Annotated in this window: 12 protein-coding genes and 1 pseudogene; 6 read left to right on the top strand and 7 right to left on the bottom strand. The window is 35.5% G+C overall.

Annotated features, from left to right (window positions below):
* Positions 1–402 precede the first annotated feature (402 nt).
* Together COE25_RS07470 and COE25_RS07475 are read right to left on the bottom strand one after the other, a co-directional pair.
* Positions 403–1,371, bottom strand: coding sequence for an electron transfer flavoprotein subunit alpha/FixB family protein (locus COE25_RS07470; protein ID WP_098932144.1), 969 nt, complete (start codon positions 1,369–1,371; stop codon positions 403–405).
* Between the two features lie 22 nt (positions 1,372–1,393).
* Complete coding sequence (locus tag COE25_RS07475) at positions 1,394–2,158, bottom strand: electron transfer flavoprotein subunit beta/FixA family protein (protein WP_098932145.1); 765 nt, start codon at positions 2,156–2,158, stop codon at positions 1,394–1,396.
* A 510-nt stretch (positions 2,159–2,668) separates the two neighbouring features.
* On the opposite strand from COE25_RS07475, the pseudogene COE25_RS32195 reads away from it, so the two are divergent.
* A pseudogene (locus tag COE25_RS32195) lies at positions 2,669–2,797 on the top strand (IS3-like element ISBth8 family transposase); the annotation flags it as partial.
* An 899-nt stretch (positions 2,798–3,696) separates the two neighbouring features.
* On the opposite strand, the gene COE25_RS07480 reads toward COE25_RS32195, so the two are convergent.
* The 4 genes from COE25_RS07480 to dctP form a co-directional block, all read right to left on the bottom strand.
* Positions 3,697–4,908, bottom strand: a complete 1,212-nt coding sequence (locus tag COE25_RS07480; protein ID WP_098932146.1) for a multidrug efflux MFS transporter — start codon at positions 4,906–4,908, stop codon at positions 3,697–3,699.
* Positions 4,909–5,113: 205 nt separating this feature from the next.
* Positions 5,114–6,403, bottom strand: coding sequence for a TRAP transporter large permease (locus COE25_RS07485; RefSeq protein ID WP_098932147.1), 1,290 nt, complete (start codon positions 6,401–6,403; stop codon positions 5,114–5,116).
* A gap of 15 nt (positions 6,404–6,418) precedes the next feature.
* Entirely contained in the window at positions 6,419–6,949 is a 531-nt protein-coding gene (locus COE25_RS07490; RefSeq protein WP_098932148.1) for a TRAP transporter small permease, read from the bottom strand.
* 68 nt (positions 6,950–7,017) lie between these two features.
* Positions 7,018–8,082, bottom strand: a complete 1,065-nt coding sequence (dctP, locus tag COE25_RS07495) for a TRAP transporter substrate-binding protein DctP (RefSeq protein ID WP_180247435.1) — start codon at positions 8,080–8,082, stop codon at positions 7,018–7,020.
* A gap of 259 nt (positions 8,083–8,341) precedes the next feature.
* Here dctP and COE25_RS07500 point away from each other — a divergent pair, with 259 nt between their 5' ends.
* Positions 8,342–9,262 (top strand): LysR family transcriptional regulator, encoded by a 921-nt coding sequence (locus tag COE25_RS07500; protein WP_098932150.1) that lies wholly within the window; start codon positions 8,342–8,344, stop codon positions 9,260–9,262.
* A gap of 137 nt (positions 9,263–9,399) precedes the next feature.
* Here the strand turns inward: COE25_RS07500 and COE25_RS07505 are convergent, their stop codons facing one another.
* A complete protein-coding gene (locus tag COE25_RS07505; RefSeq protein WP_098932151.1) occupies positions 9,400–10,317 on the bottom strand; it encodes a LysR family transcriptional regulator in 918 nt (305 codons plus the stop codon).
* Between the two features lie 165 nt (positions 10,318–10,482).
* Between COE25_RS07505 and COE25_RS07510 the strand changes: the two genes are divergently transcribed.
* The 4 genes from COE25_RS07510 (at position 10,483) to COE25_RS07525 (ending at position 14,024) form a co-directional block, all read left to right on the top strand.
* Positions 10,483–11,586, top strand: a complete 1,104-nt coding sequence (locus COE25_RS07510) for an amidohydrolase family protein (protein WP_180247436.1) — start codon at positions 10,483–10,485, stop codon at positions 11,584–11,586.
* A gap of 5 nt (positions 11,587–11,591) precedes the next feature.
* Positions 11,592–11,948 carry a Rieske (2Fe-2S) protein gene (locus COE25_RS07515; protein WP_098932153.1) on the top strand — a complete coding sequence of 119 codons (357 nt, stop codon included), beginning with the start codon at positions 11,592–11,594 and terminating at the stop codon, positions 11,946–11,948.
* Between the two features lie 79 nt (positions 11,949–12,027).
* Positions 12,028–13,230, top strand: a complete 1,203-nt coding sequence (locus COE25_RS07520; protein ID WP_098932154.1) for an iron-containing alcohol dehydrogenase — start codon at positions 12,028–12,030, stop codon at positions 13,228–13,230.
* A gap of 77 nt (positions 13,231–13,307) precedes the next feature.
* Complete coding sequence (locus COE25_RS07525) at positions 13,308–14,024, top strand: sulfite exporter TauE/SafE family protein (protein WP_098932155.1); 717 nt, start codon at positions 13,308–13,310, stop codon at positions 14,022–14,024.
* The last annotated feature ends 16 nt before the right edge of the window (positions 14,025–14,040 follow it).

Genomic DNA, 14,040 nt, shown 5'->3' on the forward strand with positions numbered 1-14,040 from the left:
CAAATCGAAAATAATCAGATTAAACTGATTTTTCAAATCAAATTGTTAAAACCAACCTTCTTTTTTCAAAACCTTGAAGTAAGACTAATGGATCACTACTCCCTCTAAGTAAAAATCGCATGGTAATATTAAACTATTTGATTCACATTGCTTAATCTAAGTGGTTCTATTAATAAATGTTTGAAGATTAAATTAATTATAACTTATATTGCTCATATATGTAAATTACATATACAAGCCAAATAAAAAAAGATCCAGTTAATTCCCCAAAAAAAGTAAGTTGCAGGGATTCGTCCCTACTACCTTATAAAAGAATATCGGTTATAGTTGGGGTAATAATAAAGTAATCAGACACCCCATTATGAATAACAAAGGAATGTCTGATTACTTTAGTTGATCTTTTTATGAGTTTACTAGGACTTTTTTAAATTCTTCCGTAAGCAATGGAACCACCTCAAACAAATCACCAACAATACCATAGTCTGCTACCTGAAAGATTGGGGCTTCTGGATCTTTGTTAATCGCTACGACTACTTTTGAGTTAGACATCCCAGCAAGATGCTGAATGGCTCCTGAAATTCCACAGGCAATATACAAATCAGGAGTTACGACTTTTCCTGTCTGTCCGATTTGTAATGAGTAATCACAGTATTCAGCATCACATGCACCACGGGATGCTCCTACCGCACCACCCAGTACCTCCGCAAGTTCCTGAAGCGGCTTAAAACCATCTAAGGATTTGACACCGCGCCCACCAGAGATGACTACTTTCGCTTCTGACAGGTCTACACCGCCAGTAGTTTTACGTACTACCTCTTTTACAATCGTACGTAAATCTTTGATTTCTACACTAAAACGGACAACCTCAATTGTTCCACCTATTTCTTTCACTGGAATATTATTCGGACGCACTGTCGCGAATGGGATGCCAGATACTACTTTCTTTTTCTCAAACGCTTTTCCGGAATAAATAGGACGCGTGAAGATTACTTCTCCGTTATCAATCTGAACATCAATTACGTCAGATACAAGACCAAGCCCAAAACGAGCTGCAATACGCGGGGCAAGATCTTTTCCGATAGCCGTGTGAGGCATTAGAATCGCTTCTGGCTCTACAGCGTCAATTAACTGGCGCAAAGCTTGTAAATAAGCATCCGTTGTATATACATCCAGTTCTTCGTTGCCAATAATATATACTTTTTTTGCTCCATGTTGACCCAAAACATTTGCATAATGAGTCGCATCACTGCCTATCGCAACAGCAATAATTTCCCCGCCTTCAGCGATACGCTGCGCAGCAGTCAGTGCCTCAAGTGAAACACCTCTTAAATTTCCAGCTTTCGCTTCAGTCAAAACTAGTACTTTTCTCATATTCATTCATCCTCCTATGTGATTAGATTACCTTCGCTTCTGTGCGAAGAAGTGTAGCAAGTTCAGAAACTTGATCTTTGACATCACCATTCAGGATACGGCCTGCTTCCTTTTTCTTCGGAAAAAATGTCTCTGTGACAGTCGTTTTTGCATCGGCATCGTCCTCTAAAGTTAAATCATCTATCTCTAAACGCTCGATTGGTTTTTTCTTCGCTTTCATAATGCCGGGTAGTGAAGGATAGCGTGGTTCATTTAAGCCCTGTTGAGCTGTGACCAATACAGGAAGTGATACCTCGATTACTTCTTTATCCCCTTCAACATCACGCTCGATAATGGCTTTATTGCCTTCGATGTCCAGCTTTGTAATGGTCGTTACTTGTGCAATGTCAAGTTCTTCTGCAAGTCGTGGCCCTACTTGTCCAGAACCATAATCAACTGCTACATTTCCACCTAAAATAATATCAAATTCTCTATCTTTTATTACGGCCGAAAGGATTTTGGTTGTACTATATTCATCAAGATCCATATCATCGTTATCAACAATAACCGCTTTATCTGCACCCATTGCAAGCGCCGTACGTAACGCATTCTCCGCACGTTCAGGTCCTATAGTGATAACAGTTACTTCACCATCGTGCAAATCACGCAATTTAATTGCTTCTTCAATCGCATATTCATCGTAAGGATTGATGATGAAGTTTACCCCTTCTTCACTAATGGTGCCGTTTTGGAGCACTATTTTTTCTTCTGTGTCAAAGGTTTGTTTCATCAATACTAAAATGTTCATTTTTTATATCCCCTTTTCAGATTATTTTTTAAAAGGCACTACGTTAATTGAACAAGTCTTGTGTTCACTCCGGAAATTTAGCTTGAATCACATACTCTTTTTCATTTCTCCAGCATTTCTTATACTTAAAGCTATTTTTTTGAAAACCTCAAAGAATAGTTCACTACGAATCGAACCTTTTATCATTCAAAATATATTGAATATTTATAATCATAGCTCTAATGTATTGTCTAGTAAATTTAGGGTTTTTAATGGTACGTTTAGCATAATTTAATATGCCATGAACTAAGGAATTTTGTTATTGGAACTATGTACACCTAATTAAGCAATATAAATACAAAAAGGCAGAATTTCTGATTCTTTAACTTTATTAATACATGCTTTTACAGCTTTTGAATGAGTAACTTATAATCTACGTATTTGAAATTGTTTCAAGGAAAATTTCTCATTGAAATAACTTGAAGCTTGTCTTGAACAAGATAGAGGATATAAAAAAACGTGTACGGAACCTTAATCCATTCGGATCAGGGATTCCAGTACACGTCCAAGAAATACGACAAACGGTTAAATAAATACGGAAAATTAGGAAGCACTCTCGGAAAGGATACTGCCTAGTTTAAAGCCTGCGTAGAGAAGTTCCTCCCCGTTTTTTCTCTATTTTATCTGTAAGTTTCCACATTATTCAGTTAAATAAAAAGAACGACCCTCAAATGAGAATCGCTCTAATCGTTTGTACCTTAATATAAAAATAAATATTTTAAATCAATATTTGAAAGCCCTCATTATTATTTCCCATTGTTCCTCGTCGTTTAGTTCTCGGTAATCTACTTTTACCTTATAAAATGAATTCCTCCAAGATTTAATCAAACAACTTTCAGCCTTACCCATATCAAATTCTCCTCTCCCAGTACAAATTAAGCAACACTAAAAATTCTTCTGAATGTGCTAAGTTGTTATTTGAAAGCTTTTTGATAGTCTAGGTTTGATTTAAGTAACATCTTATTGGGGAATATTATACATCCAATGTTTCCTGAAAATTAGCCCTTATTCAAGAAATCATTTTAGTATCAGCCCGACCAATGCTGTATTAATCAGATAACCACGTTTGCAATCTGCCTATTAACATTATATTTGAAAACGCTTACACATTCAACAAAAATTTATAAAATTCAGATAAATAAATTGTGTTAAGAAGAAATTTTAATTCTTTAAATGGAGATGAATTGTCTTTATGGAAATATCTAGTTTATTGCCTTGAGAACTATGTCAAAACAAACTTAAAACCTAAACCTTTTGAGGAATATGGAAAACTTCTAACGTTTAAGGGCTTTAGTGAATCTTCAGCCGTATTAACCCCTTCAGCGACGGGGGGGGGATAGCGGACGTTTCCAATGCGCCTGCTATCATATAAAGAATCTTACACAGCATGAGAGTAAATGAGATCCCTCCCCAGCGCAGTCCCTGTTTTTTCTGCTTTCATTAATTCTGTTTTCTGATAATATTAAATCTTTCATTCTATTTTCTATTTATCATTCATTTTACATTTTGTAAAATGCTTCTTCTTTTAAACTAAGTGTTTTAAACACTTTAAGATAAACCCACACTGCATTTATCAGTAACAATGCACTTGTAATAAAAAATACATATCTGATACCAAACAAGGCTGCCACTTGCCCGCCTAAAACTGAACCTCCAAATACGCCTAAATACCCAGCCGACATGGTAAAACCAAAAACTCTGCCTGTAAGAGAATCAGGTGTAATTCTCTTGACCAAGATATTAACAGAAGGAATCAACCCTGCTGCTGATAATCCTAATAAAAAGCGAAGGCCTATTAATTGCCAAGGATTTTTTACAAAGGCTTGTAGTATAAAAAGGATTCCTGCCACTACAAGGGCGGTTAACATAACTTTCTGTGCTCCAATTTTATCAGAAATTTTCCCCAGTCTTGGGGCGGCAATTATATTTGCCAGACCTGAGGCTGAGAATGCCATTCCAGCTAGCAGAGCAGCATGACTGGTATCACCGGACAACTGGGTGACATATACTGTTATGATTGGTTCTACAGAATATAACGCCAGAGTTAAAATAAAAAAGGTTACAAACAATATAATAATTAAACTTTTGTTAGGAATTGTAGCCCATATTTCCTTAACACTAAGTACCTTTTTATCTTGACGAGTAAAAGATTCCTTTACAAATAAAGCAGTAATAATAAATGCAATCAGCAGCAGTGTACCTGTTATAAAAAATACATTTTGTAAACCAAAATTCTCTCCTATATAACCGCCAATCATTGGTCCAAGCAAAGAACCTCCAATCGATGCTGTTGAAAGTGTACCTAAAGCCCATCCCGCATGTTCTTTATCCGTCTGTGTAGCAATCAATGTAGTACAGGCTGTGGCATAACCAGTAATAACCCCCTGCAATACTCGTAATCCTATCAGTTCATATGCATTTTGTACAAAACCCATGCAACATATAACTATCGCCATACCAAGACTTGCTCGCAATAGCATTGGTTTTCGTCCAAATTTGTCAGCGGCCTTTCCCCAAACAGGAGAGAAAATAGCTGAAATTATAAAAGTTACGCCAAAAGTAATTCCTGAAATTTGTTCAATTAAAGCTGTATTATCAACTCCAAGTTGCTTTATATAAAGTGGCAATACTGGTGCAAGCTGGCTCATTCCCACATTTGTTACAAACATTCCAAACCAACAAATAATTAAATTTCTTTTCCAAATCGGCATGTATATAACCTTCCTTTTGCTAGGGGTGACCAACGTCCTTCATCCATTTGTTTTTTACAACACTAAGGGCCTCCAGGGAAATCATCCATGATATCTCTAATCAATATGGGGAGATAAAAGTATTGTTTACTTCCAATAATACCGACGTCATCAAAAAACTGTTTTATAAAAAATTCGCCATCCTATAAAAAGATGGCGATTTTTGTTACAATATCGACGGCAACCAAATAGCAATATTTGGAAAGATGATTAGCAATGCAATTAATACTAAACAGGCTCCGACATATCCCCATACACCCGCAAAGCCATCTTCAATTTTGGTTCCAGAAACGGCGGTGGCTACGAAAACGTTTAATCCTAGTGGCGGATGAATCATCCCAATTTCAGCCATTACTGTTGCTACTATACCAAACCAAATTAAATCAAATCCTAAGCTTTCAATTAATGGATATACTAATGGTACGGCTACAACCAAAATGATAACTTGTTCCATAAAAAAGCCAAGAACAAAGAAAACCGACAGGATTAAAGCTAAAATGACAAATCTGTTAGCATCCATAGATGATATAAGATTTACTAATTTTTGAGTAACTTGTGTCATCGTTATATAATATCCAAAAATAATGGCACCGATTAAGTTAAAAAACAACATAGAGGCGATTTGAACTGTTTCAATTGCGGCTTTACCTAATTTACGAATGGTTAGTCCATTAAAAAATGAAATGGCAATGATTAGTATTGCTCCAAATGCAGCAGATTCAACAATGGTTAACATTCCAGTGTAAATGCTAGTAAAAATCAGGGTAATTACAAGTAGGATAGGAAGTAGATTTACGAAATGTTTCCATCCTTCCCCTTTCGTTACCTCTTCCATCGGTGCAAATAATTCTGGTTTTTTCTTTGCTTTCCATATAATTAGAGAAATATATAGAATAACCTGTATAATTGCTGGCACAATTGCAGCTAGAAATAGGTTACTAATGGATTGATTTGCAATGATCCCATACATAATAAGTGCTAAACTTGGCGGAAGTAAGATGGCAATAGCACCAGCTGAACTTACTGTGCCTAATGAAATGCGAATATCATAGCCAAGTCTTCTCATTTCTGGTATGGCGGCTTTAGCTACGAAAGCCGCAGTTCCTGTACTTGAACCAGTGATTGAACCCAGACCTGCAGATGCTAAAACTGTTGATATAACCATGCCTCCAGGAATGCGACGGGTCCAAACGCGAGCGGCATCAAATATTTTATTTACTAACGAAGTTTGCGAGATTACTTCGGCAAAAAAGACGAATATAGGAAGAGAAACTAACAAATATTTAGATACTTCATGATAAGGAGTTGATTGCAATACTCCCATGAGAGCGCTTCCACCTGAAACTAAATATATCCCGAGTGCACCACTAATCCCTACGGCAAAAGCAATCGGCATTCCCATTGCCATGAAAACGAACATTAAAATAAACGGTAAATAAAGACCTACATGTTCCACAGTTTTTTCCCCCTTCTACATTGAAAGTTTATCAGCAATCGGTTCAGGCTTTTCTTCTGAATTTGGCTTAATGATCATCATAAGCTGGTCGTAAAAATCAATCATATAGCGGAGTGTAAAGACAAGTAAACCAACTGGAAGAATACCATAAGATAAGTACATTGGGAAAACTAGTTGTCCGTAATTGAGCTCATTTGTTTCAAAAGCTTCTAATGTAAGCCGAAAAGATAGATAGCCTAATAAAGCGACAAAAAGCATTGAAAGGGTTGTACTAATGAATTCAATAATCCTACCAACTGTCACAGGTAATTTTTCTACAATAAAATGAACGGAAAGGTGTTTTTTTGATCTTTGGGTAATGGCCCCACCAAAAAATACGAGTGGAAGGATTAAAAAGCTTTCGATTATTTCATTTACAGAGGGGAGTGTCGTGTGTAAAACATGTCGAAAAAGCGCATCAGCCATTACAACACAAATAGTAGCTAAGATTGATAAACCCGCGAAAAATGCTAAAAATTGCTCTAAATTATAAACAAGTTTTCTCATGGTAACGCTCCTCTCTTAAGTAAGAATGGAAGAAAATATTCTTCCATTCTTAACATACATTATTATTATTATTTTTCGGATGTAACAGCTTCTTCCATATCTTTTATCGCTGCAGTAGAGCCTTTTGACTCATATGTTTTTTCCCAACCCTTCCAAACTGGATCGAGCTTTTTCTTCATTTCGATTAATTCAGCATCTGAAAAGGTAATCGGTTTCATCCCTTTGTTCGTTAATTGTGTTTTTGTATCAGAAACTTCTTTATCCACTGTAGCACCGATGCTATTTGTTACTTCATTACCAGCTTTGATGATGGCATCTTGAACATTTTTTGGTAAGGAATTAAACTTTTTCTCTGACATAGCTAAATTGAATACAAGTGGCGCAATATTTAGATTAGTTGTAAAATATTTTGCGACTTCATTTATTTTTAAGGGCTGGACAGATGGTAAACCAATAATTCCTCCATCGACAGTCCCTCTATCAAATGAAATATATACTTCAGGTATTTCCAATGCAACAGGTGTAGCACCAAGTGCTTTAATAGTTAATTCTGGTCCACCTTTAAAACCATGTAGTTTTAATCCTTTAAGGTCATTTACTTTTGAAACTTCCTTATTAGCAAAAACCAGTTCAGAAGAGGGGCCAACTTGAGCTGCAATTGGAATAAGTCCATTATTCTTAAAATCTGTTTTATAAACCTGAGAGTTTTTATTTTGTAGTGTTTTCCAATAAGATTTTGTTGCAACTTCAGAATTTGGAGCTGCACCAGGCAGTGTGTATGAAGATGATAACGGCATGTGTCCAGGATCTGATGGTCCACCTACAGCAATGTCTGTTATTCCAGAATTTAACATATTATAAAAATCAGGTGCTGGACCAAGCTGAGAATTAGGGTATATTTGAATTGTCACTTGACCATTTGTGTATTCATTTACCTTTTTAGCGAACGGTTCTAGCAAAGCTCTGCTGGCAACATGGTTTTCAGGTGCAGGAGATGCTAGTTTTAGCGTAATTTTCTCAGTAGAAGTCTTAGTTTCAGTAGAGGTCTTGGTGCTAGATCCTTTTGAACAACCGAGTAGTGCAGTACTAGCTAGTAAAATAGTAGCTATTAATAAAAAAATTGTCTTTTTCAACAAAAACCCTCCTAAAGTTGCATGAATTGTAGAAATGACTTACGTTTTTCTGAATAATTGGTCAGTGCTATTTTTTAAACTTCTCCTCACCTTTCAATCTAATTTATCCAAGATATTCGGTGTTTTGGTACTTTTTTTGTAAATAATTATCACATTATCTCGAATAATCATAATTGTACAAAAAGTTTGTCATCATGTATAATTCCTTTTAATCATACCTACATGATTAATAATTATTTTGAATGGTGAAAATATAATTATGAATATTGAACAATTTATCCATATTGTCGAAGTAGCTAGAACGAAATCATTTTTTACCGCTGCAAAAAACCTTCATGTTACGCAATCTGCCATTAGTAGATCAATCGGTAATTTAGAGAATGAACTTGGTATTAAATTATTTACACGTTCAAGACAAGGGACAGTTGTGAGTGATGAAGGTGAATCCATTATTATTAAAGCGAATGAAATTTTATTAAAGGTGCAGGAAATAAAAGAGGAAGTGTTGATACACAAGGCCGTATTACATGATGAAATAAGAATAGCAGCAAGTCCCGGTCTATTTTCATCAGTTTTGCCCAAAACAATTGCTTCATTTAACAAGGATTTTCCCTATGTGAAAATCCAGGTAATGGAAAGAAGCAATAAAGATATACAAGAAGAATTATTGAAAAACAAGATTGACTTTGGGATATTACCTATTATTTATCCGAAAATTTGGATTGAAAATGAATTCACTATTGAACCATTAAAACAAACAAATTTAAAAGTTATTGTTAGTAAAGATTCTCTTTTAGCTAATAAAAAATTGATTACTCCCTTTGATTTAAATAATCATCCATTTGTCTTATATTCCGATAATCCTGATATTTATAAAGCCTTACTCAATGACTTGAATAAATACTTTACTCCGTTACATATTTTATTTACATCAAATAATTTTGATATCATTTTTAAATATGTGTCAGAAGGATTAGCTATTAGCTTAATGTCCGAAACTGTTTTAAAAGATAACCATTATGTAAAAAGCGGCCAGATTATTCCTTTAGAATTAGAAAGTCCTATTATAAGACCAATGTGGGTTGGAGCCGTTCATTCAAAAAAACATTATTCTACTAAAACAGCTAAAGAGTTTTTGAAGTATTTAAAAAATGAATTTGAAAACGAAGAAGAATCCTAAATGGATAGCAATTGGAACCTAATCTAAGATCGTTAAAAAGGAAGAGATATTTTCTCTTCCTTTTTTTATTTAAATATTTATTTTGCGGTTTTGAGAGATTCTTTGATTGCTTTGCATTACCCTATTACTAATTCTTCTTAATCAATGAAACGATTAAATTTACTTTTTAATTCTATTTTTAGATCTTTAATAAACTTGTCTGCATATAAGGGAAGATGTTTGTTTTTTAAGTGTATCCAACCAATTGATGTAGTCAAAAGCCTATCATAAACTAAATCGATTGCTACAATTTCTCCGGAAATCAGGTAGGGGTGAAAATTCGAATAACTGGGACCAATAGTAATGGCTAATCCTTTTTGAACTGCATTCATTACTCCTTCTGAATCATTCGAAGTAAAGAATATTTTTAGAGGTCCGTATTTTTTTGTAAAATCATCGATGAACCATTTAATAGAATCACCGTTATATAAGACTAGAGTTTGTTGAAGCAATTCTTGGGGAGTTATAGTTTCATAGAAAACTAAAGGAGAATTTTTACTTACATATATTCTCATTTTCCCCTCAAGCAAAGTCTCGTACGTTATATCATCTCTATTTTTGATTACATCATCGTAAATCGTGATTAGTCCTATATCGCTCTTTTGGTTCACAACATCCTCAATTACTGCAAGAGTAGTATTTTCGAAAATATCAATCGATATGTATGGAAAATTCTCCTTAAAGGTAGATAGTGGTTCTAGCAGTAATTTAAGAAGACCAGAAATGGTGGATATTTTTAATTCTCCTGAAATTGAATCCGTAAAAGTTTTAACTTCATCTTTTAACTCCTGAAATTTCATTATTATTTCGTGGGCTTTTTTTATTACAATCTTTCCTTCTTCAGTAGGTATAATTCCTTGGCGTGAACGCTGAAAAATTGAAACTCCTAATTCCTTTTCTAGATTTAAAACAGCCTGACTAATTGTAGACTGAGTCACATGAAGATTTTGAGAAGCAATCGAAAAAGACTCTGTTTTTGCCACCTCGAATAGATATACTAATTTATCTATGTTCATATTAATCTCCTATTAATAAAATTTATATTTCTATCGAAAAGATTAATTTTATATTAACTTATTTAATTGATAGAATAAATAAAAAATAATCAACAATATTTTACTGTTTGATTTTGGTTAAGGTGTTTGGGAATTACTCAAGAGAGAATAAGGAGGATTATGAGAATGGAACAAACTAATATTACTGCAATCACTGAAAAGGATTCAAAGGAGAAAACGAAAGGATTGCCGGTTATTGATTGTGATTTACATGAGGCTTTTACTGATCTAAAAGTTCTTTTTCCGTATCTTGATGAACAATGGAGAGAATATATTGTTCCTGGATCCTGGAGACCTTCTGGATTACCTTATGGAAGGCTGACACCGGGTGGGTATGCCATGGTAGATGCATGGCCTGAGAATGGTACTATAGCTGGGTCTGATTATTCATTATTTAAAAAACAATTGCTAGATAAGTACAATGTTAAAAAGGGCATTTTAACAGGTATATTCTGGCCTTCGGATTCAAATACACAACCAGAATTTAAAAATGCACTTGCAACAGCGTACAATGATTGGCAAAGTGATAATTGGTTAAAAAAAGATAAGCGTCTTCTAGGATCAATTCACGTAAATTGTCACGACCCTATTGCTGCTGCAGAAGAAATCGATCGAGCAGCGAAAAATCCGCAAATGATCCAGGTAATGATAAGTGTAATACCGGAAGCTCTTGGAAAAACATTCTATCATCCCATATATGAGGCTGCAGAACGAAATAATTTACCAATCGGGTTTCATCTAGGAAGTGCGATAACTACTGTATTAGGTAATACCCCTTATTTTACCGAATGGTACGCCTTAAGAATTCAGAATTATCAAAGCATTATGGCTAATATGATTGTTCATGGAGTTTTTGAGAAGTTTCCAAAACTTAAAGTGATGATGATTGAAGGTGGATTTTCATGGGTTGTTCCACTTATGTGGAGACTCGATGCGACATTCCGAACATTCCGAAGAGAAGTGCCTTGGCTAAAAAGATTACCGAGCGAATATATTCGTGACCATTTTAAATTCACAACACAACCGATGGACGATCCCGATCCAAAGCATTTGATGCAAATGATTGAAATGTTGGGACCTGAGATGCTTTGCTTCGCTTCAGACTATCCGCATTGGGATTTTGATGATCCATATCGTGCCTTTCCAACGATTATGCCCAAAGAGTGGAAACAGCGAATTCTATATGATAATGCTCGTGATTTTTATAGATTGGAAGATATGGAGGATTAGGACATATGATATATTCAGTTTGCAAAACAAATGATATGAAACCGGGTGAACTAAAAGAAATAAAAGTACAAGGTAAAAGAATGGTATTATGCTGTACCGGAGAATCCACCTTTTCTGCTGTAAGTGCAATATGTCCTCATCAGGCTGCCAATTTGGTAGATGTTAAACGGTTGGATGGAACAATTGAGTGTTTACCAAATGGGCAAACGGGATTTGTAAAATGCAATGAAATCATAAGATGCCCAAGACATGGTTATGAATGGGATGTAAATACTGGTAAAGCACTATTTCAAACGGATAAATTAAACATAAAATCATATAAATTAGAAGTTGAGGGCGAAGACGTCGTTATTTACATGTAGGTCTATAAATAAAAAGCAATTGGAAAAGTATAGTGGAAATAAAAACTTCAAATTAGTATAGAAAAGAGTAGATGATTCCATGCAAACATCATTTTTCCAAATTTCTTCTCGAACGGTCGTAAACTTTGGTGCTGGAGCTCGAACCTTGCTGCCCAATATGTTGGAGGGGCTTGGTAGTAAACGGGTGGTCCTTTTTACCGATAGAGACGTGGCCCGGTCCGGGATCATAAATCAAATCAAGGAATTGTTTGAAGAGAATCAAGGAGAGGTGCAGATTGTTGGTATTTTTGAGGATATTGATGAGGAAGCAAATAGTGAAACCGTCAATCGCTGCACCAGTTTCTTCAAAGAGAATACCGGAGACTCATTAATTGCGCTTGGAGGCACGGGAGCCTTAGATACAGTTAAGGCGGTCAAGTGGATGGTTCATAAAGATATACAAGATATATCCGAAGTCGGAAGAAGTACGGAGCGGTGGCCCGAAGCCCAGTTAATCTCGATCCCGCATGTAGCCGTCCCAACATTGACGGGAACCGGTGCTGAGGTAACAGCAGTTGCGATGATTAATAATGAAGAGATTGGGATAAAATCCAGTATTTATAATCCCTTTATTAATCCAGATATAGCCATTCTGGATCCTGAACTAACGATGTTTCTTTCTCCCGAAGTTACTGCATTTACTGGATTTACTACATTGGTGAATGCAATTGAGGCATATTTTTCACCTAAGGCTAACCCGATGACGGATGCCTATGCACAACAAGCGCTTCGAATGATTGCAGATAATCTATCAAACGCAGTCCTTGATGGATCTAATCTGGAAGCTAAGGCAAATATGCAACTGGCTAGTTTAATGGCAAAATCAGCTTTTATGCCTATCGTAAATGCCATACCTATTCATAATATGGCTCTTGCCTTTTGCGGAGAATTTGGAGTTCCGCAAATGCTTGCTAATGCCGTATTGCTCCCGAATGTGATGGAATCGTTGGACACGTTCTATTTATCAAGAATTAAGGGTTTTGCTCAGGCACTTGGCATTGCGGAGCCGTCTCCAGATGCTAAGGAATGTTTGGGTCAGGCTGTTACATTCATTCGGGATCTCCGTAAGGAAGTAGGTCTACCTGAAACCCTTGTTGAATTTGGGGTGAACGTAAATAACATGACGGATATTTTATTGTCTGTTCATAAGGAGCCTTCTGGTGTTCACTTTGAAATACCGCCTGACGCAGTCGTCAAGATTACAAGCCAAATATTTGATTTATCTGTAAACATTAATCAATAAGTAGCTGCTGCTTTTTCCTGAATAGGAAAAAGCAGCACAGATGTGTTCATAAAACGAAATAGAAAGTGATGAGTGATATGGGAGACTGGCAAATATTAGTGACAATTGTTCTTATGGCATCCATTTTGCAAACATGTACGGGTTTTGGCTTTTCTATCATCTCGATGCCCTTTCTTTTCTTAATTTATCAGCCCCATTCGGCTGTTCAAATCAACCTTATCCTTTCACTCCTTATTTCTATTATTATGATTTTCAAAGTAAAAAAGGAAGTAGATAAGATCATTTTAGTAAGATTATTGAAAGGCAGCGTCATCGGGATCCCTTTGGGCATTGGTATCTATTCGTATTTAAACATCGATTTAATAAAAGTCATTGTTAGTTTAGTTATTATTTTATTGACGGTTTGTTTATTATTGAAGGTTAAGATACACCAAACTAAAGGCAGGGATTTTTTAATAGGAGGGATTTCAGGGCTTTTAACCTCAAGCATCGGTATGCCTGGTCCCCCCTTACTCCTATATTTCTCTGGAACTGGAAAAGCAAAAGAAATGATTCGAAATACAACATTAGCTTACTATCTGTGCATTTATTTCGTCAGTTTAGTGATACAAATGGTAATTGGCGGGACGAATAAGGAGGTACTAAATTCATCTTTGGTGTCCCTTCTTCCGCTTGCGATTGGAATCCTGCTTGGGCAATGGATATTTACGTGGATCAATCAAAAAACGTTTCAAATCATCACCTATATCATGCTCCTCTTCACCGGATGTTATTTATTAGCAACCAGTTTTTAGTAGTTAACTAGATATT

Origin of the sequence: Bacillus sp. AFS031507, assembly GCF_002584635.1 — a bacterium.
In the GTDB taxonomy this organism is placed as follows: Bacteria; Bacillota; Bacilli; order Bacillales; family Cytobacillaceae; genus Neobacillus.

What these genes read in the sequence shown, in the direction of transcription:
- COE25_RS07475 (WP_098932145.1), bottom strand. Translation starts at nt 2,158, where the DNA reads ATGAACATTTTAGTATTGATGAAACAAACCTTTGACACAGAAGAAAAA.
- COE25_RS07505 (WP_098932151.1), bottom strand. Translation starts at nt 10,317, where the DNA reads ATGAACATAGATAAATTAGTATATCTATTCGAGGTGGCAAAAACAGAG.
- COE25_RS07480 (WP_098932146.1), bottom strand. Translation starts at nt 4,908, where the DNA reads ATGCCGATTTGGAAAAGAAATTTAATTATTTGTTGGTTTGGAATGTTT.
- COE25_RS07525 (WP_098932155.1), top strand. Translation starts at nt 13,308, where the DNA reads ATGGGAGACTGGCAAATATTAGTGACAATTGTTCTTATGGCATCCATT.
- COE25_RS07490 (WP_098932148.1), bottom strand. Translation starts at nt 6,949, where the DNA reads ATGAGAAAACTTGTTTATAATTTAGAGCAATTTTTAGCATTTTTCGCG.
- COE25_RS07500 (WP_098932150.1), top strand. Translation starts at nt 8,342, where the DNA reads ATGAATATTGAACAATTTATCCATATTGTCGAAGTAGCTAGAACGAAA.
- COE25_RS07470 (WP_098932144.1), bottom strand. Translation starts at nt 1,371, where the DNA reads ATGAGAAAAGTACTAGTTTTGACTGAAGCGAAAGCTGGAAATTTAAGA.
- COE25_RS07520 (WP_098932154.1), top strand. Translation starts at nt 12,028, where the DNA reads ATGCAAACATCATTTTTCCAAATTTCTTCTCGAACGGTCGTAAACTTT.
- COE25_RS07510 (WP_180247436.1), top strand. Translation starts at nt 10,483, where the DNA reads ATGGAACAAACTAATATTACTGCAATCACTGAAAAGGATTCAAAGGAG.
- COE25_RS07515 (WP_098932153.1), top strand. Translation starts at nt 11,592, where the DNA reads ATGATATATTCAGTTTGCAAAACAAATGATATGAAACCGGGTGAACTA.